We start from the raw sequence: 24,307 nt of genomic DNA, 5'->3' as shown, positions 1-24,307 counted from the left end.
AATCCGTATTAAAATCAAAGTATTCCCGTTTGTTTATGCTTAATTGTATCAAGGAGAGAATGACGGCACAAGCGCCTTGCCTATCCGTTTCGAAACGAGTGCAGAGCCGGTCGAATTCCGTTTGCCAAACCGCCATCCAAACCGTCACACTTTGAACATGGTTTTGTTAGGAGGGGTTGGTTATAATGAAATTGGCCGTCTTGAGCTTACTTTCACATAGGAATCGGGGATAGGCATGACTTATAAAAGATATCGATTGCTGGCCTTATGGAGCTGCATCGGCATGTTTCTTGTTCTTATTGCCGGTGTCATCGTAACCAATACGGATTCGGGCCGCGGATGCGGAACCGACTGGCCTCTGTGCCACGGGAAGTTCATTCCCGCTTATACGCTAGAATCCATGGTTGAATATACGCACCGCGCGGTCAGCGGACTGGAAGGCATTCTGGTTCTCATTACCTTCATTGCTACGTTCAAGTTAAATCCCAAGCCTGCCGACAACGAGGCGTTGATCTACTCCGGCGGAGCTCTTCTGTTCACGATCGCCCAAGCGATTCTCGGCATGATGGCCGTTATCTGGCCGACGTCGGACGCGGTGCTCGCCATTCACTTCGGGATCTCGATGATCGCGTTCACCTTCACCTGGCTTCTGACCTCATGGGCGCGCCGAAGGGAGAAGGAGCTCGCAACCGGACAGACCGCGAAGAAGCCATCGTCCGCGCTGGCGCAAGTGCCGGTCTCGATCTTCCGCGCTGCCGTGGCCGTCATCGTCTATTGCTACGGAGTCGTTTACCTCGGCGCTTACGTTCGCCATACGGATTCGGCGGGGGGCTGTATCGGCTGGCCGCTCTGCAACGGAGAGTTCGTTCCCGAGATCAACGGGGCGACGGGCATTGTGTTTATCCACCGGGTCGCGGGCGTGCTGCTGTTCTTCTTCATTCTCTGGCTGTTTTTCTTCGTACGCAAGCTGTTGGGACAAACGCATGAATTGAGTCGAATCTCGCTGGTCTCCTTCCTGCTCGTGCTGTCGCAAGTGCTGAGCGGCTGGCTGCTGACGGCCACTCTGGACAACGAGGACGTCTACGTATTCACGAGCCTGCTGCATACGATCATCATAACGGCGTTGTTCAGTTCCTTGTGCTTGCTGATGATTCGAGCCTACCAGTTGGCGCGGCAGTCTAATCCCAACTAAATGTCTTGGAACCGAAGGTAGAGGCTGCCCCGAAGGGGTGGCCTCTTTGCCGTTCGACAGGTGCCTATCGTCGCAACATGCGGAAAAGCGCTTGCAAGATGAGTTGAGCCCCGGTCCCCGGTGAGTTACAATAAAAGAATGGATCTTTAGGCGGGAGGAGTAGCATGCTTCGATCGTTATTCGGCGAGCCTCCCCGGCAATGGGAAGGGGCGCCGCTGCAAGCGGTTCAAGCCATCGAGAAATTCATTAGGCAGCTTCGCGGGCATGAGCAGACGGACAGGGAACGGGTCGTGAAGTTCCGGACTTACGCGGTCTGGGCGGAGGGATTGCTTCGCTCTCTGGACGAACTGGAGCAAAGCCTGCATGCGGCCAAGCGATTCGGCCATCTCGTGAAGAGAAGCACGCTGGAGGAGATGTCCCCCGAGGAGCGGCAGGATTATTATCGGCACGTATACTTCGATAAGAATGCCTTTATTCGGGTGTTTTCCCTGCTCGATAAGCTCGGTACGCTGCTTAACGATCTGCTTGGCTTGCGCACCGAGCGGGTGAAGGCCCACTTTTCTTATTTCACGGTACTTCGTACCATGAGGCAGAAGGATAAATACGCCGACCTGGCGGTTCGGCTGAACGAGCTTAAAGAGAAGCACGGCGAAGCCATGAACCGGCTGCGCAAGCGGCGCAATCTGGAGATTCACCATATGAACTCGGAGCTTCAGGACGATTTGTTCCAGAGCCTGCATTCCGAGAAACAGAACATGGAGCCTTATTTGGAGAATATTACGCTAAACCTGCGAGATCTGGAGGAAGGCTGGGAGATGGTGCATGGATCCTTGGCCCTCTCGTTCCGGTACGCGCATTCGATCATAAGATCGTGACAGGACATGCTCTTGGGAGAAGGGGCGAACCGATCATGAGGCTGGAAGGAAGAACGGCGCTCGTTACCGGCAGCGCGAAAGGACTCGGGCGGAGAACCGCCTTGGAGCTTGCCGCTCTCGGCTGCGACGTCGCCATTAACTATGTGAGAAGCCGCTCGGAAGCGGAAGAGCTCGTCCGGGAAATTCAAGGCATGGGGCGCCGCGCCGCTGCGATTCAAGGGGATATCGCGATCGCGGAGCAGTCGGAGCGCCTTGTCGAGGAGACCGAAGCACGGCTTGGCGGGGTCGATATCCTCGTAAACAATGCGGGGCCGTTCATTCGGGAACGCAAGTTGTTCGCGGACTATAGCGTGAACGACATTCATTACCTGATGAACGGCAACCTGGTGGGCACGATGCTGCTCGATCATCGCGTGCTGCCGGGAATGAGGGCCAGGCAGTGGGGCCGCATCATCCACTTCGGATTCGGCCGCGCGGCGGAGACGAGATCGTGGCCGCATCGGGCGGTCTATGCCGCCGCCAAGGTGGGTCTGGTCTCGTTCACGAAGACGTTGGCGGAAGAGGAAGCGGGAAGCGGCATCACGGTTAACATGATTTGCCCGGGAGACATTCGCGGGGAATATAAGGAGAAGGGCATCGCGGACGTGCAGGGCATACTGGACGATGAATCCCTGCGAGGAAGACCGGGAACCGGGGAGGACGTGGCCCGCATGATCGGCTTCCTCTGCTTGCCGGAATCGGATTTCGTGACCGGCAACGCGATCGAGATCTCGGGAGGGTTCGATCCGATCGTCAGTCTCGTCAGACAGGCCGGCGGGCAGCGCGCGGAGAAGAGCGGTTCGCGGCCGTAAGAAAAAAAGCCTTGCCGAACGGTGTCCCGCCGGCAAGGCTCTCCGCATCGCCTGCTTGCGCAAGCGCCGCGATTGTATAGCCATCGTGAAGCATTAGAATACTTGCACGACTTCTTCGATACCTTCTACTTCTTCCAGCAGCGCGCGTTCGATGCCGGCCTTGAGCGTAATCGTCGAGCTAGGGCAGCTTCCGCAAGCGCCCATCAAGCGCAGCTTAACGATCCCGTCTTCAACGTCGACCAGTTCAACGTCGCCGCCGTCCCGCTGCAGGAACGGACGAAGTTTGTCGAGCACTTCGAGCACTTCATCATACATCGTGTCTTGTGCGGTTTCACTCATCGCCATCCCCTCCTTTCATAACCCTATTATAGTACACATTCGTTCGAATTAAAACGGACGTTCGGCAAAAGAAAGGACGATTCCCCATGAACATCGTGGAATTCTGCGTAAGCAACATGCATCACGGTACGGATAAGGTTCTGGAGCGGCTGGAGCAAGAGGATGACATCGAAGTCATCGAATACGGCTGCCTAGGCAACTGCGGCGAATGCTACCTCTCGCCGTACGCCCTCGTCAACGGGGAGAGCGTCGTCGCGGAGGATGCAGACAAGCTGTACGATTTGATAATGGCCGCCCTGAAGGAGCAGGATGCGGAACGATCCGCATTAGACAAGCTCCTTGACGACTTGTAATGGTTATCTTGGTTATCGCATAAATGAATTATCCGAAATGGCGGCGGCTCTTCCACAGCACGCCGCTCTTCAGCATGCGCGGAATCCGGCCCATGAGCGACGTCTTGCCCATGACGGCGAATCCGGACTTCTTGCCGAGCGAGCCGACGGTTCCCTTAAGATGGATGCGGGGCAGCTTAATGGTTTTGTTGCTCCAGCGGGCTTGCAGCACCTGTACGACTTGGCTCGCCTGAGCTTGCGCAAGCTGGCCGCTCGGGGAGAACGGCTGGCTGGAGCAGTCCCCGATGACGAAGACGTCCGGAGCGTCCGGAAGCTCATGGAACTCGTTTACGATAAGACGGCCCTGATTGTCCTTCGGGAGAACGAGATCCTGAACGAGCTTCACCGGCTGGATGCCGGCGGTCCAGACGGCCACGTCGGTTAGAATCTCTTCGCTGCCGTTGTAAATGACCCCTTGCTCGATTCGTTCCGTATGAATGCCGGAGCGCAGCTCGACGTGGTGCTCCATGAACCAGGCGGCGACGAACTTCTGCAGCTTCGTCGGGAACGCGGACATGAGGCTGCTGCGGTCCAGGATCCGAATGTTCAGGTCGGGACGGCTCTCGCGCAGCTCGGACGCCACTTCGACGCCGCTGAGACCGCCGCCGATAATGGTGACTTGCCCGTAGGGGCGAACGTCGTTCAGTTGCTGATACGTTCTGCGCGTCGAAGAGAGCGACTGAACGCTGGCCGTAAATTCGGGGGCGCCGGGAATGCCATGATAGTTATCCGTGCAACCGAGAGCGATAATAAGGGAATCGTAGAAGAGCGGGTCGTTGTTCAATAGAAGCACGGATTTGTTCTCGAAGGAGATTCCGACGACTTCGCCGTAAACGATCTGAAGCTGAGGATGGGAGGGGTAGGATACGCGAATGTCCAATTCCGATACGGTCCCGGCGGCCAAGGCGTAATACTCCGTCTTGAGCGCGCCGAAGGGCATTCGATCCACCAAGGTGACTTTGACGTCTGCAGGGATGTTAGACAGAAGATCTTGAACGGCCGTCAAGCCGCCGTATCCTCCGCCTAGAACGATGATGTTCTTCACTTTGTCACTTCTCCTTATAAACCGACCTTCGTAAGTCGTATTATTGGCCATTTCGTGTCCTTCCACGCAACACAAAGAGCGGCCCCGAAGCCGCTCATGTCTGGTTTCACTCTTTAGCCATAAACCTTCACTTCATTATACAACGTATCGCGTTCGACCGGAATACGTCCGGCCCCTTTAATCAGCCACACCAAATCTTCCCGGGTAATGCCGGCCGGCGTCAGGGCGCCCGCGGCGTGGCTGATTCTCTCGCGCACGATCGTTCCGTGGGCATCGGAAGCGCCCATCGTGAGCGCGACTTGCGTCAGCTGCGTGCCGATGTTGATGAAGTAAGCCTTCACGTGCTGGAAGTTGTCCAGCATGAGGCGGCCGATGGCGATCGCGCGAAGATCGTCGAACGCGGAATTGCGGCGGCGAATGCCGGCCTTCGGGCTCGTCGGCTGCATGGAGAGAGGGATGAATACCTGGAAGCCGTTCGTCTCGTCCTGCAGCTCCCGCAGTTGGATCAGATGCTGCACGCGCTCTTCGATGCTCTCCACCGGACCGTAGAGCATGGTCGTCGGAGTCCTCATTCCCAGCTGATGCGCCGTGCGATGGACCTCCAGATATTGTGTGATGCCCGCTTTTTCCACCCGCATTTTATCCCGGTACTGATCCGACAGAATCTCCGCTCCGCCGCCGGTCAGGGACTCGAGTCCGACCGCCATCAGCTTCTCCAGCACCTCGCGGTAGCTGAGACCCGAGATGCGGGAATAGAAGTCGATCTCCGCGGCCGTGTAGGCCTTGATGGTAACGTTCGGGTAACGCTCCTTCAGCGCCCGGATGGATTCGACATAATAATCGAAGGATACGTGAGGATTATGCCCGCCGACGATATGAAACTCGCGCGCGGTCGGAGTGATGTGCTGATCGACATATTCGAACATCTCCTCCGGAGTCAGCGTATAGGAGCCTTCTTCCCCTTGATCCTTGCGGAAGCTGCAGAAGGCGCAGTGCGATTCGCACACGTTGGTGAAGTAAAGGCTCATCGTCTCCGTGAAGTAGACTTTCTTGCCGTTCTTGCGCAGGTTTACTTCGTTGGCCAGCTGTCCCATCGTCAGCAGATCCTCGGTCTTGTACAAGAACACTCCGTCCTCGAAGCTCAGCCGTTCTCCGGCTCTGACTTTATCGGCAATCTCCGCCATCTTCTTGTCGGAAGTCGTCGAGAGAAGAGTCATTGTGGGTACCTCCTAATGGTTCGATTGTGGTCGAGATTTGAAGATGTTTGTGAAAATAATTACTTAATTGCGATGCCTTAGAAAAGGGAGTTCAGAGGCACGGCGTCCTCAGAGCATCCGGTAAACAACTGTAGTAAGTATAAACTTCTAAGTAAAAGTCATCAACTTAAAAAGTTTGACGGGTATATTTTAGGCCAAAACGGGGAATCAACTTGAATATTAAACAAATTATGGTTATCTTTATGGTAACATTAATTCAGATTAAAAAGGAAGGTGTCCCCTTGAAACCCGAAGTTCTCCCATTGGCGGAGCTGGAACAAATGGAGCAATCCGACAAAGTCGCAACTTTGCAGAAGTACAGAGCTGCTTACACCATAAAAGATCTTAGCAACGCTTGGGGGTTGACGAACCCCATTCAGTATTACATGTGGTTGAAGAAGCAGCATATTTACGAGCAGCTCGTTCGCAAAGCGGACAAGTTCGAGCCGACGAAGGAATGGCGCCGAATCAAGGAGACGGAGAGCCGCGAGGACGACCGTTTCCAAGCCAGAGGCGGCCTGCCGGCCGATCAGTTCCGTTACGGTATCGACACCGATTCGAGCGGACCGGAGCTGGCTCAGGTGTTCCGCAGGCTGTCCGAATTTCTGCACAGCGAGAACGGCCGCTTCCGCTGCCGGATCGAGCTTAAAGCTCTGCCGCATCAAGCTAATGCGGAATGGAAAGAAGAGGAACCCGGCGCTTAACGGCGCTGGGTTTTTCTATGGGGTCATTAGGACAAGCTATCCCGGGATATTTGCTTTTCCCGCCGGATGAGAGCCGCATACGACCCTTGAGCGGGATTGACGAGGAGAGTATACTAGAGGTAAAGCGATCGATTAGATCGTCAGCACGAGGGAGGGAACCAGATATGATCTCAATCACCGAAACGGCAGGCGAGAAGATTCAAGAGATGCTCGCGGCAGAGGAGCTGCCGAACCTGTTCTTGCGCATCGGCGTACAGGAAGGCGGCTGCAGCGGTTTTTCATACGGAATGGGCTTCGACGACGAACAGCACGAGGACGATCAAGTGCTCGACGTGCGCGGAATGAAGGTCGTCGTCGACTCGGAGAGCATGCGTTATCTGCGCGGCCTCGAGATCGACTTCAAGGAATCCGCCATGGGCGGCGGCTTCACGATGAACAACCCGAACGCGACCCGCACCTGCGGCTGCGGTTCCAGCTTCCGCACGGCGACCGACGAGGGCAAGCCGGACAGCGACTGCTGATCGCACTGCGTATTTACTAATTCAGCCGATTTTACGAACCTTCTGATCTCTTCTCCAGGGAGAGAGCAGAAGGTTTTTTTCGCTCTAGCGGCCGTCCGAATATTTGTAACATGGAATTCATGCTTCGTTCATAATCCGGACTTAAGATAGTTGTCGAATCTAAAACCCAAAAAAAAGCAAAGTTAGAATAGGAAGGTTGACAATCTCCGATTTAAAGTGTACGATCTGATTACTTAAATGATAATGATAATCAATATCATTTAAGTGAATATTTCGTTGGGAGGGATGCCTCAAATCACCGATCCGTTGTCGTTATGTCGCTCTAGATCCGGCTGAAGGATTCATTTTTAATACCAATTGGCAAAGGAGTGTTTTAATGATGTCCCAAGCAATGAAAAGATCGTTCTCTTTCGTCCTTTTGTTGGTGTTCGCTCTGGCAATGGCCGTTCCGGCATTCGCGTCCACGTACACCCGTGATTATCAGTTCAACTACGAAGGGGAATACCACGAGCATTCCAGCGGCTATATCGATGGCCCTGCCGTCATCGACGACTCGGCGAACACCGTAACGCTCAAGCTTGACGGCAACTACTTCCCGGAGATCAAGATCGGCGCCAACAGCTATTTAGGCTCTTACAACGCTTCGACCGGTCAGACGACGTTCGTCATTCCGGGAACCGATGCCGCCAACATCGACATCTCGCTGCATGTTCGAGTGACGATCCTCGGCATCCCGGTCCACGACACCTGGTACGATCTGGAGATCGCCTGGTTATAAAGAAATCGCAAATAAACCGTCAGGGACAATTCCCTGGCGGTTTATTTGCGGATTCGGGCGTATCTCCGGCGTCATTCATCCAAGAACCTGTCCTTTTGTCCGAGTATGTATAAGTATAACTTGTGAAAGGAGACCATGCGGATGGATGTGGCTTCGATTGCATCAGGACGGCAGCTGGCCAGCAAGTGGCTGAAGACGAACGCGCTGCTGTCCAACCCCTTTACGGCCCGGCATATCCCGCCCTCGCGCCTGTATTCGGCATCGAACCTGCGGGCGATGCTTGCCCATCACGGAACGGTCGTCATCAAGCCGGTTCGCGGCGGCGGCGGTATCGGCGTCATGAAAATCAGCGCCAGCGGCGGAACCTACCGAAGTACTTATATGGACAGTACCCGCTCGTTCAACTCGTTCTCCGGCCTGCTGGCGCATGTCGATCGCAATCGCAGAGGAAGAAGATACTTGATTCAGAAAGGCATCCCATTGGCAACGGTGTCCGGAAGGCCGATCGATTATCGGGTGAAGTACGTCAAGGAGAATGGGGTGTGGACCTTCCGTTCCATGGTGGGACGGGTGGCTCGCAGAGGCCTGTTCGTCACGAACCTATGCCGCGGCGGAGAACTGCTTACGGCTGCGCAGGGCATAAGCCGTTCCTTGTCTTCCCGCTCGGTGAGCTCCAAAAAAAGAGAGATGAGGCAGCTCACCCGCGTGGCAACGCAGCTGCTGGAAGCTCGGTTTCCGGGAGTAGGGCAGCTAGGCTACGATTATGGAATCGACCGAAACGGACGAATTTGGATATTGGAGGTCAATACTCGTCCGCAATAGCCGGCCGTAATTTACAAAAATTTTCATAAAGAGAACTACTCGCAAAATTCATATCTATCATTTTTTTTTATAATCCTTGCGGATTAACGCGTTGTGCATAATTCCGTCCACATTATCCACTCGGATTAATGCGCGGTAAGGGTTCTTACTCACATTCTGCCCACAAGATATGCACGGAATCCTGTTGATAATGGTGCTCTTGTCCCTCCAAATGCCCCATGCTATGATGCCATCAGCCGACCAATTGCAGGGATGAAAGAGGGATTGCGATGCTTCCGCTGCTGTCCGATGAAATGTTGTTGGAAGCCTATCATCATGCGCTTCGTCTTCAGCTGGAAAGAGATTTTCTGATTCTGCTTCAAGCCGAGATCGAAAGAAGAAAGCTCAAGCTTCCCGACGATCTCGCGGTCTAGCGCCACAGCGCGACGGAATGGGTGAACGTATTCCCGCATTCCGGGCAGTCGGCGATGTGAAGACAAGCCTCCGGGTCTGCCGGGGAGCTGTCCGAGCTCGCAAGCGGAAGCCCGGGAGAGTATGGGGAGTACGGACCTTTCCAATCGTCGACTTTACCTTCGTCGGCGGCCGGCGAGCCGCAGGCCGGACAGACCGGGGTTAGAGAGACAAAAGCATTGCAGGCAGGACATATCACGAAGGGCATCCTCCTTGGAACCGGATCGAGAAATCCGGCATTGTTCCAAGTTAGGATGCCCTTATTGTTTGGATATATAGGGGAAGTCCGGCGATTACAGCTTCATGTTGCTGCTATGGCCGGGAGAGAGCTTCGCTTTCGGATCGACGTACACCTTCGCGTTGTTGATCGCGGTCGGAGCTTCGCCGAAGCCGACCGCGATCAGCTTCAGCTTGCCCGGATAGGTCGTGATATCGCCGGCGGCGAAGATGCCCTCGACGTTCGTCTCCATGCGCGAATCGACGACGATGGAGCCGCCTTCGATGTTGAGGCCCCACTCGCTTATCGGCCCGAGAGAGCTGATGAAGCCGAAGGTGACGATGACCGAATCGACCTCGAGAACGGTCTCTTCCTTGGTCTTCACGTCGGCCAGGGTAACGCTCTCGATGCGTTCTTCTCCGCGCAAGGCGACGATCTCGGAAGGAACGATCACCTTCACGGAAGACTTCTCGAGCAGCTCGACGCTGTGCTCATGGGCGCGGAACTTATCGCGGCGATGGACGAGCGTCACCGATTCGGCGATCGGCTCCAGCATCAGCGCCCAATCGAGCGCGGAATCGCCGCCTCCGCTGATCAGAACCTTCTGTCCGCGGTAGCGTTCAAGATCGTTAACGAAATAATGCAGGTTGACGCCTTCGTACTTAGACGCTTCCGGCAGTTCGAGCCTTCTCGGCTCGAAGGCGCCGACTCCGCCCGTGATAATGATCGACTTCGCTTCGTACGTCCCCTTGTCGGTCGTTACCTCGAAGTGACGATCCGCCAGCTTGCGCACGGTTTGCACCTTCTCTTCCAGCCTGACGTTGCTGCTGAAGTGGCTCATCTGCTTCTTCAGGCTGTCGACCAGGTCTTGCGCCTTGACCTTCGGGAATCCGGCAACGTCATAAATGTATTTCTCCGGATACAGGGCTGCCAGCTGGCCGCCGAGCTGCGGCATGCTCTCGATCAGGGTGACGGACATTTGGCGCATGCCGCCGTAGAAGGCGGCGAACATTCCGGCAGGGCCGCCTCCGATAATAATGACATCCGACATTGCTGCCGATTCCACTTCGTTGTTACTCATGTATGCTCAACCTCCGTTGTTATTTGCAATTTCCACCAGGACGGAATCCTTCGGAGAATCTTTCTCAATTATAACAGGATTGGGGGAGCGCGGAATAGCCGAGCCCGATTTGTCGAGGATTGTTGGAAGGAGAAGTAAAAAAGCCCCCTATTTTTGTGGAGTTGTCCAAACAATTTCGTAGGATGTAAACTTGAAAACCGATGTCAAAGCCTATAGAATTCAAAATGAAGAGGCATATGTTCAGATTGGGTGCGGAGGAATTGTGTCTTTTTTCACAATTGATAAATAGATATAAACACAACCTCGGATTGGATGGGATTAACCATGAGCAGTATTCCAAAAATCGTGATTTTGGGCGCAGGATACGGCGGTATCCTGACTTCCCTTCGATTGCAGAAAGAGTTGAACTACAACGAAGCGGACGTCACTTTGGTGAACAAACACGATTATCATTATATTACGACGCATCTTCACATGCCGGCGGCGGGAACGGATCACCCCGACAACGCCCGCGTGAATATCTCCAAGCTTATCGACGAATTCAAGATCGACTTCGTGAAATCGACCGTCGTTCAGATTCGCCCTCAGGACCGCAAGGTTATTCTTGAAGACGGAACGCTGTCTTACGATTATTTGGTTATCGGACTCGGCGGCGAATCGGAGACGTTCGGCATTCCGGGACTGGCGGAGAACGCCTTTACGATCCGAAGCATCAACTCGGTTCGGCTCATTCGCGAGCACATCGAATACCAATTCGCCCGCTACAAGCGCGAGCCGCACCGTACCGATTATCTAACCTTCGTCATTGGCGGCGCCGGCTTCACCGGCATCGAGTTCATTGGCGAGCTGGCGGACCGGATCCCGGATCTGTGCAAGCAGTTCGACGTGGAGCCTTCCTTGGTCAAGATCATTAACGTGGAAGCGGCCCCGACCGCGCTTCCGGGCTTCGACCCCGAGCTGGTGGAATACGCCATGCAAGTGCTCCAGAAGAAGGGCGTCACGTTCCGCATCGGAACGGCGATCAAGGAATGCACGCCGGACGGCGTCGTCGTCGGCGAAGGGGAAGAGATCAAGTCCCAGACGGTCATCTGGACGGGCGGCGTGCGCGGCAACCGTCTGATCGAGGATGCCGGCTTCGAGACGATGCGCGGACGCGTCAAGGTGGATGAGTTCCTGCGCGCGCCCGGACATGAGAATGTTTACGTGCTTGGCGACAATTCGCTGATGTTCAACGAACAAGGCCGTCCGTACCCTCCAACGGCGCAAATCGCGATGCAGCAAGGCGTCAACTGCGCCCACAACCTGGTCGCTTCGATTCGCAACCAATCGCCGAAGCCGTTCGTGTTCCAGAACAAGGGCACGGTCGCATCCCTCGGCAAGGGCGAGGCGATCGGCATCGCGTTCGGCAAGAAGTACAAGGGACGCGTCGCCGCTTGGCTTAAGAAGGCGATCGACCTGCGCTACTTGTTCATCATCGGGGGGATCTCCCTCGTGCTGCGCAAGGGCAAGTTCCTCTAATGAGACACTGCAGCGTACAGGTCAGAGGCCTGCTTACCCGCAGCGAGCTGGATCGCTACAACGCGCTGATGGAAGTCGGGAGCTATCTCGAATCCCAGGGCCGCTACGACCTGTCCGCCGTCGTTCAGGCCGAGGTGGATCTGCTCATTCAGCCCGGCATCGAACGGCTCAAGGAGAAGGGCCGCGAGCGCGACCGGATGACTCAGGAGTACCTGGAGGAGCTTCGCCGCGCGGAATGGGAAGCTCAGATGAAGAAGCTTCAGGACGACGAGGATTGATTTCATCGACATAGGAACCGCCCGGTTGGCCCTTCTCGGCTGGCCGGGCGGTTTGTTTTGCGAGGCGGGGAGAATGGATAAATAAGCATGAAATTTCATGTTCGTTTTTTGGATTTGAGGCTGATTTTATAAATAAGCATGAAAAATCATGTATATATCGAGACGGAGGACTCGTTCTCAAGAAATAAACTTGAAAAATCATGTTTATTTCAAGATAGCACTCCATTTCCGAGAAATAGACGTGAAAAAACATGTTTATCTCAATATGGAGGAGAGCGGGAACCGTTCGGAATTCAACGCGGTCGAGAGGGCCCGAACCGAAGGCAGGCGCGTGCCGCCCTTCAGCCGCCCCGTACGGATCTGCTCCCTAAGCCGCTCGTGCAGCTGCTGATTTATTGGCTTATGGTCTTGTAGAGAATGGCACGGCGGTCGGCAAGCAGAACAAGTCGGACGCATGCGAAAAATAGGGCTAAACGACAAAGAACCTCCGCCCCGTACGGGGAAGAGGTTCTTCTACTTGCCTCTATACCTTAAGCATTTCGCCCAAGGAATCGTTCGTCAGGCGGTTGCCGACGAAGAACTCGCCGAACTCTCCGTAGCGGGCGCTGACTTCATCGAAGCGCATCTCGTATACGAGCTTCTTGAACTGCAGAGCGTCGTCCGCGAACAGCGTGACGCCCCACTCCCAGTTGTCGAAGCCGACCGAGCCGCTGATGATCTGCTTGACCTTGCCCGCGTAGCTGCGGCCGATCATGCCGTGGCTGCGCATCATCGCCTTGCGGTCTTCCATCGGCAGCATGTACCAGTTGTCGCCGAGCAGGCGGCGCTTGTTCATCGGGTAGAAGCAAATATGCTCGCTCTTCGGCAGAATCGGCTTCAGGCGAGCGACGATCTCCGGAACCTGCATCGGGTCGACGCCGGGCTGCCCCATGTAGTTGCTCAGCTCGACGACGCTCACGTAAGAGTGAACGGGCTTCGTGAAGCGGGCGAACGCCGATTTGTTGAAGGAATTCTCGATCGCGTTCAGCTCCCGCAGCGTTTCTCTCAGATGCATGAACACGAAGTCCGCCTTCTGGCCGACGATGCCGTACAGCGCCAGGCTGCCTTCCTTGCGGGCTTCGGTTTCTTCCCATTCGCTAATCAAAGCCAACAATTCGCGGGTCGCCTTGGCGCGGTCGGCTTCCGACGCGTCTTGCCAAGCGGCCCAATCCATCGTGCGAAAATCATGCAGGACATACCATCCGTCCAGCGTTTGTGCGGCTTCACTCATCGCTTATTTTCTCTCCTCGCCATTGCTTGGTCTCCGCGTTTCTCCTATATATTTTAGCGGAAATCCCCCAGAAGGGGCAAACCGATCAAGTGAACATAGAGTGAACATCAGGTGAACATTGACTATGGAGAAAACGATCTTGTAAACTGGAAGGGATATGATGCCGGGAGGAAAGCAGTCATGACTGAATTGATCCAAGAAGTGGTCGGTACCCTGCTGTTCTACGTTTTGTTTTTCGGGATCGGCTTTATTCTCAATATGCTTATCAAGACGACGTGGATGCCGACCTGGCTCTATGTCTTTATCGTGCTGCCGCTGGGCGTGTGGCACTTCTGGGATCCGGAGCTGAGCTGGCTCGCCTTTATCGGGGTATTCCTGTGGCCGTTCCTCGCCGGAATCGGCGGAGCGCTGTCGAGCGGATGGGCGATTCGTTCCCTTCGCAAGAACGGATACCGGATGTTCTGATGGGGAATCTGTCGAAGGCGGCCGTACAGCCCCAGGGGAAAATAAAACAGCTTGCGAAGTTCGCTACGGTAGGCGTCATGAACACGGCGGTCGACTTCGTTGTTTTTACGGCGTTGGTTTACGGGCTCGGCGCCGCCTCGGCTCTGGCCCAGACGATCTCCTATTTGTGCGGCTTCCTGAACAGCTACGTCATGAACCGAAACTGGACGTTCCGGTCCGAGAAGCGGGCGAGTGCGGGAGAGGTCGTGCGGTTCGCCGTCGTGAACGCGGTCTCTTTCGGCGTCTCCATGGCCATCCTTCTCGGTTTGGAGAAGGGTCTCGGATGGAGCCCGCTAGCCGGCAAGATCGTGTCGGTCATCGGTTCGCTCGCGGTCAACTACGTAGGGAGCAAGCTTTGGGTTTTTAGAGAGTCGGCACGGAATCAAGAGGTATGAAGAGGAAGAGGGCATGGAACGCTAACGGGGACAAAACCGGAGGTGGGACCGTGCCCTTATTGCATATGAACGGAGTCGAGACGCATTATCACCTTCAAGGCCGAGGCCGGACGGTTGTATTCTTGCATCCGCCCTGCATGGGGAGCCGAGTGTTCACCTATATGCGCAATGACCTGGCCCGGGATCATCGGGTGTTGACCTTCGACTTCCGGGGGCATGGACGGAGCGCTTCGTCCGGCGAGAAGCTTACGATCCCCGTGCTAGCGGAAGATATTCGCCTCTTGATGGACGAGTTGGATCTTCATCAAGCCTACCTGGTGTCGTATTCCCTGGCTTCGATGGTCGCGCTGGAGGCGATGCTCGCCTATCCGGATCGAATCCGCGGAGCGGCTTTGTTGTCGGGAATGGCGGAAGTGAGCGACCGTCGGTCCCGCTTGGAAGCGATGGCCAAGAAAATCGCCGCCGCGTTCATGGCGAAGGAGCTTATCGCGCTAACGGGGAGCTGGAAGCATGCGGACAACGCCGAAGCTTTCTACCGCCTGCGAACCGAGACGATGGCCGGAGATCCGGAGAAGTGGAAGGAATACTTGGCGGCTTGCCTCGATTATCGGGCAACGGACCGGCTGTCCCGTATCGAGAAGCCCGCTCTTCTGCTCTTCGGGGAGAACGATCACAAGTACGCTCCATATGCGAGGCAGCTTCGGCAAGCTCTGCGCCGCGCTTCGATCGCCTGGATTCCCCGCGCGGACGACCGGCTTCCGATTCATTCGGCCGACGCTTCCTCGCAGTTTATCCGAGGGTGGATCGCGGCGCTCGAGGAAGGGCCTCGAGCGGCCGCGAGAATAAAAACGGACGGATTCCGGTACGAGTCGTACGGGTTGGGCTACGATCCGGACGACCTTGCCCGGGACGACCAAGATTCGACCTTCAAGGATTACAGGTAATCGGCGAGCACCCGGACGAACTTCTCCAGCAAGCGCTGGTCTTCTTCGGTGAATCTCCCTTTGAGAGGGCTGTCGATATCGAGGACGCCGATCAACTCATCCTTGGCGTACAGCGGAACGACGATCTCCGAATTGGAGGCGGCATCGCAGGCGATATGGCCGGGGAATTGATGGACGTCCTCCACCCGGATCGTTTCTCGCTTCTGAGCGGCCGTACCGCACACCCCGCGCCCCAGCGCGATGCGAACGCAGGCGGGCAATCCCTGGAACGGGCCGAGCACGAGCTCGCCTTCCTGCAAGAGATAGAAGCCGACCCAATTGATATCGGTCAGATATACGTTCAGCAGAGCGGAGGCGTTCGCCAAATTCGCGATTCGGCTCGGTTCATCCTCGATCAGGCTTTTGAGCTGGGAGAGAAGAATACGCTCGTTCTCCTCCCTGGAGCCGGTTAGGGCTTGACGTTCAAAGGACATGGTTCTCACATTCTTTCTAGATGGATTATCTTCGGTCTATCTAGAATAGTACAATCCCGGCCGGAATGCCACGTTCCGAACTCGCTCTTCTCCTGTTAGAGACTCCCATCGCGGGGGCCTCTTTTTCCTGTCCAGTAACCGACGGCTTTGTGCTACAATAGAGAGACCATTTCTATGAAAAGAGTGTTTAAGACCTTATGCGAGTGTCGAATCGCTTGGAATTCACGGAGAACCACCGTTACGTGGCTTATCGCGACTTCGCGCTCAGCGGCCTCGATCGGAGAATTCTCTCTCATCTCTATCAACCGATGGTCGGCGGATTCGCTATCGGTCTCTATATGCTGCTCTATCATCACCTGGAGGACGAGCGCATCGGCTATACGGTGCCGGAGCCGCAGAGAAGGCTGTTCCTGGGGCTGGATCTGGAGCTGAACGACGCGGGACGCAAGCAGCTGATCGAGCATTCCTCGAAGCTAGAGGCCGTCGGGCTGCTGCAGGTGTATCGGCAATACGACCCCGCGAACGAAGAGACCCTGTATGAATACGTGCTGCTGAGGCCGCTGTCCTCCGCGGAATTTTTTACGAATTTGCACCTGACCCTGCTGCTAAGGGACAAGGTAGGCAGGGTCTCGCTGCTGGAGCTGAAGGACCAGTTCGCGCCCGAGAGGCCGGTCGGCCTTGCCCGGTTCATGAACCGCGAGGAGACGACCGTTCCGTTCTACGAGCTGTTCCGCTTGAACGCGGGACCCGTAGACCCCGAGCTGGAGGCGGCGCTGGCGGAGAGCGCTCCGGCGTCGGAAGCGGCCGCTTCGTCCCGAATCAAGAAACCGGAGAAAATCCGGCACAGCGACATGCTGCTCCGGTTCCCGAGAGGTTCGGCGAACCGTACCTACGTGGAGCGTCTACATCTGCAGACCGAGTCGATGGAGCAGATCAATTATTTGGCTTACAAGTTCGACCTGGAGGTGCCGGAGATTTGCCGCTTGCTGGACGAGGACGGCATCTTCGAGCTTGACGGAACGCTTCGTTGGGACGAGCTTCAATCCCGCGCCAACCTGACCTATCGGCAGATCCGCAAGAGGGGCGAGGAGCGGGAGCGTTATATGGCTCGTCTTAACGCGTCGTCCAGAAGCTCCGAAGGCTCGCTTGGGCTGGAGGAGCCGGACGAGCTTCCGTTAGCTGCCTCGTATCTCGATGTACCCGCCCAATTCGCTTCGAAGTTGTCGGCGGAGCAATACAACCGCCTGCTTCGGACCGAGCCGTACACGAGGATGCAGGAGCGTTACTTCCCGGCTTCGGTTCCGGACTTCTTCGCGAATATTTTCGAGAAGATCAACCAGAACTACAAGCTTCCCGATCCCGTCGTAAACGTGCTGTTCCACTATCTGATGAGCATGGAGGACACGCAGCGGCTCACGAAGCCCTTCATCGATTCCATCGCTTCGAATATGCTCGCGAAGGGTATTGATACGTACGATAAGGCGGTCGCTTACGTCCGCAGCCAGGAGAAGCTGAACGAGACGCTGGAGCGCAGGCGCCGCGGCCAGAATGCGGCCGATGCGGGCAGCCATTCGCAGGGCTACGCCGCGGGCGGCCGGGGACGCCGGGGCTCGGGCGCCGCGAACGGCGGCGGTTCGCGCAAGCCGGCCATGCCGGTCGTGAACAGCGAAGGCCCCGCGCAGGAGATCTCGCAAGAGGAACGGGAGAAGATGAGAGAGCTTGCTCGCAAGCTTCAGGATAAGAACCGGTAGCAGGCGAGTCAGCGGCTTTACCTGTAAGCCGACGATGTCGGCTTGCAGGGGCGAAGCGGCGCGTCTAGGGGGCTCTAAGCCGACGATATCGGTTTGCGGGGCTGAAGAGGCGCCTCTAGGGAGCTGTAAGCCGACGATGTCGGCTTGGAAGGTAAGAGCGGCAGCCCAAAGGAGGCTGTAACCCGATAAATTCGGGTTTCGGAGCCCAAAACAAGTCATTAAGAGGCTGTAACCCGAAAAATTCGGGTTACGGAGCCTAAAACAAGTCACAAAGAAGCTGTAACCCGAAAAATTCGGGTTGCGGAGCTGAAACAGAAGCTTTTTTAGAGAGGGGGAGAAAAGATGGAATCGCTGGGAGAAGCGCTGAGAAGCTGGAGACAGGTCGCCGGAGGCCAAGATCCCCAGACGCTCGGAGATCGGGTGCTAAGCGACCCGCTTGTCGTGAAGTTCAAGGAACGCTATCCGGAGCTGACCGAGCGCACGCTGCGGATCAACATGAACAAGCTGTACCAGATGTCGGTCGAATACCGGAACTGCAGGGAATGTCCGGGGCTTGCGAAGTGTCCGAACGACATGCAGGGCCACTCCACCCGCCTAACGTGCGAGGAAGTGAACGGCGAATGGCAGCTGTTCGATATGAAGACTCCGTGCTCCAAGTGGACCGCCTACGAGCAGCAGGAACGCATCCGCCGCAAGATAACGAGCTACTACGCCGATGTAGACGTGTCGGACGACCGCTACAACGAGCTGGAGATGCTGGATCTGGATGCGGATCGCGAGCTTGCCGTCAACAAGATGCTGCAATACGTCGAGGCGACCAAGACGGTCGGACTCGGCACCAAGGGACTGTACCTCATGGGCAGCTTCGGAACGGGCAAGACATTCCTGGCCGGTTACTTATTGCACAAGCTAGCCAAGGAAGGCCACTCGGGCGTTATCGTCTACATGCCGGAGTTCGTCGAAGACGCGAAGGGCATGATGATGGAGCCGCAGAAGCTGAAGGAGACCCTTACCCTGATGAAGGAGTGCGACCTTCTCGTGTTCGACGATATCGGGGCGGAGAATCTCAGTCCTTGGGTGCGGGACCACGTGCTTGGCGCGATTCTGAACTACCGGATGAACCGCAAGCCGACTTTTTACACGTCGAATCACGACCTGGACTCGCTGGAGAAGCACTTCAGCTTCACGCACAAGGAAGGCGAGGAGCTTCACAAGGGGCAAAGGCTGATGGACCGAATCCGGCCTTTCGTGGATGTCGTTCATGTGCGCGGAAGGAATCAACGGGGGCAATAAATGCGATAAAAGCTATCATAACCGCGATCATCGCCTCGAATTCGGCCGAATGCCGGCTGGATTCGGGGCTTTATTTTTGCCGACACCCTCATTTCCGTTTGACAGACGGATTGATTTGCGGCTATCATGGATACATTAAGTCTGTAATTAAAGGGAGGGGAGCATCCTTGAAGTATTCCAAAGCGACGAACTATGCCCTCCACACGATGCTTTATATGATGGCGATCTCTCCGGACAAGCCGGTAGGCGTTCAGCCGCTTGCCGACGCTCAGAAGGTGTCGCCGACATACCTGTCCAAAATTCTTACGAAGCTGGTCAAAGCGGGGTTGATCGAATCGGCTTCGGGAGCGAACGGAGGGTATCGGCTAAGGGGGCGGCAAGAAGATATCTCGTTCCTGGACATCATTCATGCGGTGGAAGGCACCGCCTCGCTGTTCGAGTGCTGCGGAAGCGGCGATTCCCGATGCCTGATCCATCAGGAGATGCTCTCGGCCGAACAGGCGATGGAGGAGAAGCTGAGAAACACGAAGATATACGAGATCGCCCAAAAGCATCCGATGAGCCGCTAAAGCATCGAGGAGTACCGGATATACGAAGACGCATATCCTGCATTGTCCTTAACGAAGAAGGACGATGCTCAAACTCGCTTTAATTACAGACATTGATTATCTATAATATCTCCAAAGGAGCGGACGAAGGGATGGAAAAGGAAGGGATGGAAAAACGAATGAGATACGATTGCGCGATTGTCGGCGGAGGCCCCGCGGGATTAAATGCGGCGTTGGTGCTCGGTCGAGCTAGAAGGAACGTGGCGCTCTTCGATAACAATCAGCCGAGAAACCGAGTCACTCACGCTTCCCACGGATTCATTACGAGGGACGGGGTTACGCCTGCCGAGTTCCGGCGCATTGCTTATGAGGAAGTGACGGGCTATCCATCCGTACGGCATTTTCCGGCGGAGGTGACCTCCGTTCGCAAGACGGAGAGCGGATTCGAGCTGATCGCGTCCTCGGGCGAGCGCGTGGAAGCGCGCAAGGTGATTTTGTCGGGCGGGCTTACGGAAACGTATCCGGAGATCGAAGGAATTCGCGACTTCTATGGCAAAAGCCTGTTCGTGTGCCCTTTCTGCGACGGCTGGGAGCTGCGGGATCAGCCGCTTGCGGTCGTATCGAATCATCCCGCCGCGTTTCATGTCGTCAAGCTGCTGAATCAGAATTGGAGCCGGGATTTGGTTCTGTTCACGAACGGCGGCGATAATCTGACAACGGAACAACGGGAGCAGTTGGCGTCCAAAGGCATTCGAGTCGTGGACACGCCGGTCTTGTCCTTTGAGGGCACAGACGGCAAGCTGGAGCGGGTCCGGTTGGCGGACGGGACTTTTATCGAGAGAAGCGGAGGCTTTGTCGCTCCCGCTCAAGTTCCGAGCGGCCGGTTCGCCGAGGAGCTCGGCTATGAGATCGGAACGAACGGTGAGATCGTCGCCGATCCGATGGGGAAGACCACGACGGCCGGCGTATACGCGGCAGGCGATTCGGCCTACTTGCAGCCGTCCCAGCTGATTCACGCCGCTTCCTCCGGCAGCAAAGCGGCGTCGGCCATCGTCGGGGAACTGACGGAAGAGGACTGGCAAGCGAATGCATGACGCGGCCGAGCTATTGAAGCTGCTGGCTCCTCGCCCCGGAGAGCGGATTCTCGATTTGGGATGCGGGAACGGAGACTTGACGGCTCAGATCGCCGCCGCCGGAGCGATCCCTACGGGAATCGACAGGTCGGAGGAAACGGTGGCGAGGGCAAGGCGGAAGCATGGCGATCTGAATTTTCAGGTGGAGGACGCCCGGGTATATCGGACGGACGTCCCCTTCGACGCCGTATTCTCGCATGCGGTCCTGCATTGGATCCAAGAGCCGGAGGCCGTAGCGGCTTCCGTCTGGCATGCCCTGCGCGAAGGCGGCCGTTTCGCGGCGGAATTCGCCGGTAGCGGCAATGTCGCGGCGATTACCGGTGCCATCGAGCAGGCGCTTAGGAAGCACGGGTACGCGCCGGAGGGACGCAATCCCTGGTATTTGCCGACGATCGGCGAATACGCCAGCCTGCTGGAGCGAATCGGGTTCCGGGTTGTCTTCGCCCAGCACTTCGATCGGCCCTCTCCGATCCAAAAGGATTCGGGGATAAGACACTGGCTGAACGGATTCTCCGAGTACTTTTTTGCCGACGCGACTCCCGAAGACAAAGAGTCGATGTACCGCTTTATCGAGAGCGAGCTCGAACCCCGCCTGAAACGGGAGGGCCGGTGGACGGCGGATACGAGCCGCTTGCGCATCGTCGCTTACAAGCCGCCGGAATGATATAATACACTCCAATAGTCTAGCATGGGGAGTTGGCAGCGATGGCGGAAGAAAGGGTATATATCCGGTTTCCGGAAGAGTCGGACGCTTCGGAAGTGACGGCGATGTACGAGCGCAATCGGGAGTTCTTCGAGAGGTTCTCGCCAAGCAGGCCGGAGGATTCCTATTCGGAGGAGAAGCAGCTTCAAGCGATCCGGAAGGGCAAGGTCGACCGGGAAGAGGACCGGAGATACTCCTTCGTGATTTGCCTTAAGGAAGACGATAGGATCATCGGCGATATCACTCTCTCCTTCGTGACGAGAGGACCGCTTCAAAGCTGCATGGTCGGCTACAGCCTGGATCAGGCGTATAACGGCAAGGGCTATATGACGGAGGCGGTTAAGCAGGTCGCCCGATACGCCTTCGAGGAGCTGAAGCTTCACCGAATCGTCGGCGAAGCTTCCCCCCGGAATCCCGGATCGATCCGCGTGCTTGAGAAGGCGGGCTTCCATAAGGAAGGCATCTCCCGAAGCAACGTGAAGATCAACGGGGTTTGGGAGGATCATCAGGTTCTGGCCCTGATCAACCCGTCCGAAGACGGTTGATTCCGTCCGATGGGAATGGGCGGAGCCTCGTATGCCGGCGGGCCGGCTCTTTTGCATAGCCTGCTTTACGCAGAGTTGTTATAATCTAAGCACGAAGTCCTACTCTTTTATTCTCCGTTAACATAACTAATCGATGATAGAAGACGGACGATATCGTACTTGGATACATACCTCGCGTAACTCGGAGAATGGATATGCGATTATTTCTTAGGTTTCTACTATCGGAGTACGCTAGACGACCCTGGCTGTCGATGTCGATCTTGGCATTGACATTAATCACGGTCGGCTATCCGGTCGCTTTCTCTTATAGCTTCGTATACTTGATCGACCACGTCCTGGCGCCCGAATTCAGGAATGAGCTGGGCTGGCTGCTCCTGGCTCTGGCGGCGGGAGGCATTCTCGCGGCGGCTGCGGACTTCGGAGCGGAGTACCTTCTGCTCCGGAACGGGATTCGGATGCAGGACATGCTGCGCTTCAAGCTGATGCGGCATTTGCAATTGCTTCCGGAGAGCTACTACCGCAACCGGCAGTCGAGCACGGTCGTCGGCCGAATGTCCGGTGACTTGAACAACGTTTATGCCTCTTATCTCGCTTTTCAACCGATCGCCAATTCCGTTCTCGGCATCGGGATCTCGGCCGTTCTCTTGCTCTCCATGAACGGTTGGCTGGCCGGGCTGCTGCTCGTCGGTTTTCCCTGCTGCTTCCTTCTGCCGAAATGGATTGCGCCCCGCGCCAAGACTCTAAGCGAAGAATACAAAAATCGCGAAAATTTCACCGGGCTCATCATGGATCGGGTGTTCTACCATCAAGTGATTCGGGCCTTCGATTTGCGCAATTGGGAGCTGGGGCGGCTGCGCCGCATGACCGACGATGTCGCGGAGCTCGGATTGAGAGCCCAATTCACGCGTTCCGCCTTGGGCAAGTCCGTCAGCTCGGCGCTGCTGCTTCTGAACGTCGCGCTAGTCGCCGGGGGGGTCCTTCTCCAGCAACGGGGAATGCTGACGGTAGGAGCCTTGGTCTCCTTCCAGAGCTTCTACCTGAGAATCGGCGGATACCTCACGTCGCTGACCAGGCTCCTGCCGATTTTTGTCCAAGGATCGATCAGTCACTCGAGATTGCATACCTCGATTCTGGATCAGCCTCCGGATCCTTCCGAGCGCGCATTGTCCCATAGGGGCGAAGCAACGCCTCCCGACGAAGCTTCCGGCGACCGGGGATGGACCGTTGCCAAGCTTTCCTTCGGGTATACCGACGACGCCGAGACGTTATCTTCAGTCGACATGGAGCTTCCTCCGGGAGCGTACTGCGCGGTGGTCGGATCCAGCGGATCCGGCAAATCCTCTCTCGTCGGGCTGCTGATGCGGTTCCATGAACCGAAGTCCGGCGCGATCCGGCTTGGCGGCCGGGACGTCGGCGGCATCCCGCTGGACGAGTATCGTTCCCGGATCGGCTTCGTACCTCAAGAGATCGTGCTATTTGACGCTACCTTGAGGGAGAATATCCGATTCGGCCGCTTGGACGCGTCCGACGAAGAGGTCGAAGCGGCGGCCAAAGCGGCCGCCATCCACGATTGGATCCTGACGCTCCCGAGCGGATACGACACGGCCGCGGGGGAACGGGGCAGCTTGCTCTCAGGGGGAGAGCGGCAGCGGATCGCCTTGGCCCGGGCGCTTGTCCGCCGGCCTGAGCTGCTGCTGCTGGACGAGGTGACCTCCATGCTGGATCCCGGAACCGAGCAGGAAGTGAACGCAACCTTGTTGAGCCTAAAGGGCAGCTCAACCGTCGTATCGGTGACGCATCGCCTGCAGACGATCGTTTATGCGGATCGGATCTACGTTATGGAGAGAGGGAGAATTGCCGGCTGGGGCACGCATGACGAATTGTTGAGAGCCAGCGAGCTCTATCGCTCCATGTGGATGAAACAGAGCGGAATCTTCGTCAGCGACAACGGGCGCAACGCCGTTATCGAAGCGGATCGCCTGCGCCAGATCCCGTTGTTCCAGACGCTCGCGGACGCGGCGCTGGAGGAGCTGCGGCTGGCGATGTGGACCGAGAATGCGGAGCCGGGCGAGGACATCGTCAAGCAGGGAGATCACGGGGATACGTTCTATCTGGTGGCGCGAGGTCAGGTGGAGGTGCTGCTCGAAGGAGGAGAGGAAGAGCCCAAAAGAGTGGCGGTGCTCGAGGACGGGGATTTCTTCGGAGAGATGGCTCTCTTGAGGGAAGTTCCGCGTTCCTCGACGGTTCGGGCGATGACGAATTGCGTCTTCCTGGTGATGGACCGCCGTTCGTTCCGGAAGGCGGTGGAGGCGGACGAACGGATGCGGGATCGTTTGGAAGCGGCATACGCGCAAAGATCCGAAGAGCTGTCGAAGCTGAGATAGAGCCGTAACGGAAGCGTCTGAAGATGAGCTAATAGCTTTTGTCTA

General features: G+C 56.5%; 29 protein-coding genes. 21 read left to right on the top strand and 8 right to left on the bottom strand.

What is annotated here, in order from left to right; genetic code table 11:
• Window positions 1–235 precede the first annotated feature (235 nt).
• From H7B67_RS01025 to H7B67_RS01015, 3 genes are all read left to right on the top strand, one after another.
• Window positions 236–1,192 carry a COX15/CtaA family protein gene (locus H7B67_RS01025; protein ID WP_185117942.1) on the top strand — a complete coding sequence of 319 codons (957 nt, stop codon included), beginning with the start codon at window positions 236–238 and terminating at the stop codon, window positions 1,190–1,192.
• Between the two features lie 164 nt (window positions 1,193–1,356).
• A complete protein-coding gene (locus H7B67_RS01020) occupies window positions 1,357–2,067 on the top strand; it encodes a Cthe_2314 family HEPN domain-containing protein (protein ID WP_185117941.1) in 711 nt (236 codons plus the stop codon).
• 41 nt (window positions 2,068–2,108) lie between these two features.
• Window positions 2,109–2,918, top strand: coding sequence for an SDR family oxidoreductase (locus tag H7B67_RS01015; protein WP_185118172.1), 810 nt, complete (start codon window positions 2,109–2,111; stop codon window positions 2,916–2,918).
• A 93-nt stretch (window positions 2,919–3,011) separates the two neighbouring features.
• Here the strand turns inward: H7B67_RS01015 and H7B67_RS01010 are convergent, their stop codons facing one another.
• Entirely contained in the window at window positions 3,012–3,257 is a 246-nt protein-coding gene (locus tag H7B67_RS01010) for a NifU family protein (RefSeq protein WP_185117940.1), read from the bottom strand.
• An 86-nt stretch (window positions 3,258–3,343) separates the two neighbouring features.
• Between H7B67_RS01010 and H7B67_RS01005 the strand changes: the two genes are divergently transcribed.
• Window positions 3,344–3,610, top strand: coding sequence for a YuzB family protein (locus H7B67_RS01005; RefSeq protein WP_185117939.1), 267 nt, complete (start codon window positions 3,344–3,346; stop codon window positions 3,608–3,610).
• A gap of 28 nt (window positions 3,611–3,638) precedes the next feature.
• Here the strand turns inward: H7B67_RS01005 and H7B67_RS01000 are convergent, their stop codons facing one another.
• Both H7B67_RS01000 and mqnE read right to left on the bottom strand, forming a co-directional pair.
• Window positions 3,639–4,694 (bottom strand): FAD-dependent oxidoreductase, encoded by a 1,056-nt coding sequence (locus tag H7B67_RS01000; RefSeq protein ID WP_185117938.1) that lies wholly within the window; start codon window positions 4,692–4,694, stop codon window positions 3,639–3,641.
• A gap of 113 nt (window positions 4,695–4,807) precedes the next feature.
• Window positions 4,808–5,911, bottom strand: coding sequence for an aminofutalosine synthase MqnE (mqnE, locus tag H7B67_RS00995; protein WP_185117937.1), 1,104 nt, complete (start codon window positions 5,909–5,911; stop codon window positions 4,808–4,810).
• Between the two features lie 281 nt (window positions 5,912–6,192).
• On the opposite strand from mqnE, the gene H7B67_RS00990 reads away from it, so the two are divergent.
• The 5 genes from H7B67_RS00990 (at window position 6,193) to sda (ending at window position 9,188) form a co-directional block, all read left to right on the top strand.
• Window positions 6,193–6,654 (top strand): hypothetical protein, encoded by a 462-nt coding sequence (locus tag H7B67_RS00990; protein ID WP_185117936.1) that lies wholly within the window; start codon window positions 6,193–6,195, stop codon window positions 6,652–6,654.
• 164 nt (window positions 6,655–6,818) lie between these two features.
• Window positions 6,819–7,175, top strand: a complete 357-nt coding sequence (erpA, locus tag H7B67_RS00985) for an iron-sulfur cluster insertion protein ErpA (protein ID WP_185117935.1) — start codon at window positions 6,819–6,821, stop codon at window positions 7,173–7,175.
• 379 nt (window positions 7,176–7,554) lie between these two features.
• Window positions 7,555–7,953: a hypothetical protein gene (locus H7B67_RS00980; protein WP_185117934.1), complete on the top strand. Its 399-nt coding sequence runs from the start codon at window positions 7,555–7,557 to the stop codon at window positions 7,951–7,953.
• Window positions 7,954–8,094: 141 nt separating this feature from the next.
• Entirely contained in the window at window positions 8,095–8,775 is a 681-nt protein-coding gene (locus H7B67_RS00975; protein WP_185117933.1) for a YheC/YheD family protein, read from the top strand.
• Between the two features lie 269 nt (window positions 8,776–9,044).
• A complete protein-coding gene (sda, locus tag H7B67_RS00970) occupies window positions 9,045–9,188 on the top strand; it encodes a sporulation histidine kinase inhibitor Sda (protein WP_185117932.1) in 144 nt (47 codons plus the stop codon).
• On the opposite strand, the gene H7B67_RS00965 is transcribed toward sda, so the two are convergent.
• Window positions 9,185–9,424, bottom strand: a complete 240-nt coding sequence (locus tag H7B67_RS00965) for a hypothetical protein (RefSeq protein WP_185117931.1) — start codon at window positions 9,422–9,424, stop codon at window positions 9,185–9,187. The genes sda and H7B67_RS00965 overlap by 4 nt on opposite strands.
• A 94-nt stretch (window positions 9,425–9,518) precedes the next feature.
• The gene (locus tag H7B67_RS00960; RefSeq protein ID WP_185117930.1) at window positions 9,519–10,523 is read right to left on the bottom strand and encodes an NAD(P)/FAD-dependent oxidoreductase; all 1,005 of its coding nucleotides are present in this window, start codon (window positions 10,521–10,523) and stop codon (window positions 9,519–9,521) included.
• 324 nt (window positions 10,524–10,847) lie between these two features.
• Between H7B67_RS00960 and H7B67_RS00955 the strand changes: the two genes are divergently transcribed.
• Entirely contained in the window at window positions 10,848–12,041 is a 1,194-nt protein-coding gene (locus tag H7B67_RS00955; RefSeq protein ID WP_185117929.1) for an NAD(P)/FAD-dependent oxidoreductase, read from the top strand.
• Window positions 12,041–12,319 carry a hypothetical protein gene (locus H7B67_RS00950; RefSeq protein ID WP_185117928.1) on the top strand — a complete coding sequence of 93 codons (279 nt, stop codon included), beginning with the start codon at window positions 12,041–12,043 and terminating at the stop codon, window positions 12,317–12,319. The genes H7B67_RS00955 and H7B67_RS00950 overlap by 1 nt, the downstream gene beginning before the upstream one ends.
• Before the next feature lie 255 nt (window positions 12,320–12,574).
• On the opposite strand, the gene H7B67_RS31395 is transcribed toward H7B67_RS00950, so the two are convergent.
• Entirely contained in the window at window positions 12,575–12,775 is a 201-nt protein-coding gene (locus tag H7B67_RS31395; protein ID WP_425353908.1) for a GntR family transcriptional regulator, read from the bottom strand.
• 67 nt (window positions 12,776–12,842) lie between these two features.
• Window positions 12,843–13,589: a hydrogen peroxide-dependent heme synthase gene (hemQ, locus tag H7B67_RS00940; RefSeq protein WP_185117926.1), complete on the bottom strand. Its 747-nt coding sequence runs from the start codon at window positions 13,587–13,589 to the stop codon at window positions 12,843–12,845.
• 180 nt (window positions 13,590–13,769) lie between these two features.
• On the opposite strand from hemQ, the gene H7B67_RS00935 reads away from it, so the two are divergent.
• The 3 genes from H7B67_RS00935 to H7B67_RS00925 are packed head-to-tail and all read left to right on the top strand — an operon-like array spanning window position 13,770 to window position 15,432.
• On the top strand, window positions 13,770–14,054 hold the full coding sequence (locus H7B67_RS00935; RefSeq protein ID WP_185117925.1) for a YuiB family protein: 285 nt from the start codon (window positions 13,770–13,772) through the stop codon (window positions 14,052–14,054).
• The gene (locus H7B67_RS00930; protein ID WP_245363768.1) at window positions 14,009–14,488 is read left to right on the top strand and encodes a GtrA family protein; all 480 of its coding nucleotides are present in this window, start codon (window positions 14,009–14,011) and stop codon (window positions 14,486–14,488) included. The genes H7B67_RS00935 and H7B67_RS00930 overlap by 46 nt, the downstream gene beginning before the upstream one ends.
• A gap of 50 nt (window positions 14,489–14,538) precedes the next feature.
• Entirely contained in the window at window positions 14,539–15,432 is an 894-nt protein-coding gene (locus H7B67_RS00925; protein WP_185117924.1) for an alpha/beta fold hydrolase, read from the top strand.
• Here H7B67_RS00925 and H7B67_RS00920 read toward each other — a convergent pair.
• Window positions 15,423–15,905, bottom strand: coding sequence for a GAF domain-containing protein (locus H7B67_RS00920; protein ID WP_185117923.1), 483 nt, complete (start codon window positions 15,903–15,905; stop codon window positions 15,423–15,425). The two genes, H7B67_RS00925 and H7B67_RS00920, sit on opposite strands and share 10 nt — an antisense overlap.
• Before the next feature lie 197 nt (window positions 15,906–16,102).
• Here H7B67_RS00920 and H7B67_RS00915 point away from each other — a divergent pair, with 197 nt between their 5' ends.
• The 7 genes from H7B67_RS00915 to H7B67_RS00885 all read left to right on the top strand — a co-directional run bounded on the left by H7B67_RS00915 (window position 16,103) and on the right by H7B67_RS00885 (window position 24,262).
• Window positions 16,103–17,656: a DnaD domain protein gene (locus H7B67_RS00915; RefSeq protein ID WP_185117922.1), complete on the top strand. Its 1,554-nt coding sequence runs from the start codon at window positions 16,103–16,105 to the stop codon at window positions 17,654–17,656.
• A 342-nt stretch (window positions 17,657–17,998) separates the two neighbouring features.
• The gene (locus tag H7B67_RS00910) at window positions 17,999–18,949 is read left to right on the top strand and encodes an ATP-binding protein (RefSeq protein WP_185117921.1); all 951 of its coding nucleotides are present in this window, start codon (window positions 17,999–18,001) and stop codon (window positions 18,947–18,949) included.
• Window positions 18,950–19,116: 167 nt separating this feature from the next.
• Entirely contained in the window at window positions 19,117–19,518 is a 402-nt protein-coding gene (locus H7B67_RS00905) for an RrF2 family transcriptional regulator (RefSeq protein ID WP_185117920.1), read from the top strand.
• A 158-nt stretch (window positions 19,519–19,676) separates the two neighbouring features.
• Complete coding sequence (locus H7B67_RS00900) at window positions 19,677–20,591, top strand: NAD(P)/FAD-dependent oxidoreductase (protein ID WP_185118170.1); 915 nt, start codon at window positions 19,677–19,679, stop codon at window positions 20,589–20,591.
• Window positions 20,584–21,294, top strand: a complete 711-nt coding sequence (locus H7B67_RS00895) for a methyltransferase domain-containing protein (RefSeq protein ID WP_185117919.1) — start codon at window positions 20,584–20,586, stop codon at window positions 21,292–21,294. Before H7B67_RS00900 ends, H7B67_RS00895 begins: the two co-directional genes overlap by 8 nt.
• Window positions 21,295–21,335: 41 nt before the next feature.
• A complete protein-coding gene (locus H7B67_RS00890; RefSeq protein WP_185117918.1) occupies window positions 21,336–21,878 on the top strand; it encodes a GNAT family N-acetyltransferase in 543 nt (180 codons plus the stop codon).
• Window positions 21,879–22,138: 260 nt separating this feature from the next.
• On the top strand, window positions 22,139–24,262 hold the full coding sequence (locus tag H7B67_RS00885; RefSeq protein WP_185117917.1) for an ATP-binding cassette domain-containing protein: 2,124 nt from the start codon (window positions 22,139–22,141) through the stop codon (window positions 24,260–24,262).
• Window positions 24,263–24,307: the final 45 nt, after the last annotated feature.

This window comes from Cohnella thailandensis, from assembly GCF_014212135.1.
In the GTDB taxonomy this organism is placed as follows: Bacteria; Bacillota; Bacilli; order Paenibacillales; family Paenibacillaceae; genus Cohnella; species Cohnella thailandensis.
Note: the sequence above shows the minus strand (reverse complement) of the source record. Positions and strands in the feature narration are given on the sequence as shown.

Coding starts and splice junctions, on each gene's coding strand:
- H7B67_RS01025 (WP_185117942.1), top strand. CDS start 236: ATGACTTATAAAAGATATCGATTGCTGGCCTTATGGAGCTGCATCGGC.
- H7B67_RS01020 (WP_185117941.1), top strand. CDS start 1,357: ATGCTTCGATCGTTATTCGGCGAGCCTCCCCGGCAATGGGAAGGGGCG.
- H7B67_RS01010 (WP_185117940.1), bottom strand. CDS start 3,257: ATGAGTGAAACCGCACAAGACACGATGTATGATGAAGTGCTCGAAGTG.
- H7B67_RS01005 (WP_185117939.1), top strand. CDS start 3,344: ATGAACATCGTGGAATTCTGCGTAAGCAACATGCATCACGGTACGGAT.
- mqnE (WP_185117937.1), bottom strand. CDS start 5,911: ATGACTCTTCTCTCGACGACTTCCGACAAGAAGATGGCGGAGATTGCC.
- erpA (WP_185117935.1), top strand. CDS start 6,819: ATGATCTCAATCACCGAAACGGCAGGCGAGAAGATTCAAGAGATGCTC.
- H7B67_RS00980 (WP_185117934.1), top strand. CDS start 7,555: ATGTCCCAAGCAATGAAAAGATCGTTCTCTTTCGTCCTTTTGTTGGTG.
- H7B67_RS00975 (WP_185117933.1), top strand. CDS start 8,095: ATGGATGTGGCTTCGATTGCATCAGGACGGCAGCTGGCCAGCAAGTGG.
- sda (WP_185117932.1), top strand. CDS start 9,045: ATGCTTCCGCTGCTGTCCGATGAAATGTTGTTGGAAGCCTATCATCAT.
- H7B67_RS00960 (WP_185117930.1), bottom strand. CDS start 10,523: ATGAGTAACAACGAAGTGGAATCGGCAGCAATGTCGGATGTCATTATT.
- H7B67_RS00955 (WP_185117929.1), top strand. CDS start 10,848: ATGAGCAGTATTCCAAAAATCGTGATTTTGGGCGCAGGATACGGCGGT.
- H7B67_RS00950 (WP_185117928.1), top strand. CDS start 12,041: ATGAGACACTGCAGCGTACAGGTCAGAGGCCTGCTTACCCGCAGCGAG.
- H7B67_RS31395 (WP_425353908.1), bottom strand. CDS start 12,775: ATGCGTCCGACTTGTTCTGCTTGCCGACCGCCGTGCCATTCTCTACAA.
- hemQ (WP_185117926.1), bottom strand. CDS start 13,589: ATGAGTGAAGCCGCACAAACGCTGGACGGATGGTATGTCCTGCATGAT.
- H7B67_RS00935 (WP_185117925.1), top strand. CDS start 13,770: ATGACTGAATTGATCCAAGAAGTGGTCGGTACCCTGCTGTTCTACGTT.
- H7B67_RS00930 (WP_245363768.1), top strand. CDS start 14,009: ATGGGCGATTCGTTCCCTTCGCAAGAACGGATACCGGATGTTCTGATG.
- H7B67_RS00920 (WP_185117923.1), bottom strand. CDS start 15,905: ATGTCCTTTGAACGTCAAGCCCTAACCGGCTCCAGGGAGGAGAACGAG.
- H7B67_RS00915 (WP_185117922.1), top strand. CDS start 16,103: ATGCGAGTGTCGAATCGCTTGGAATTCACGGAGAACCACCGTTACGTG.
- H7B67_RS00910 (WP_185117921.1), top strand. CDS start 17,999: ATGGAATCGCTGGGAGAAGCGCTGAGAAGCTGGAGACAGGTCGCCGGA.
- H7B67_RS00900 (WP_185118170.1), top strand. CDS start 19,677: ATGAGATACGATTGCGCGATTGTCGGCGGAGGCCCCGCGGGATTAAAT.
- H7B67_RS00895 (WP_185117919.1), top strand. CDS start 20,584: ATGCATGACGCGGCCGAGCTATTGAAGCTGCTGGCTCCTCGCCCCGGA.
- H7B67_RS00890 (WP_185117918.1), top strand. CDS start 21,336: ATGGCGGAAGAAAGGGTATATATCCGGTTTCCGGAAGAGTCGGACGCT.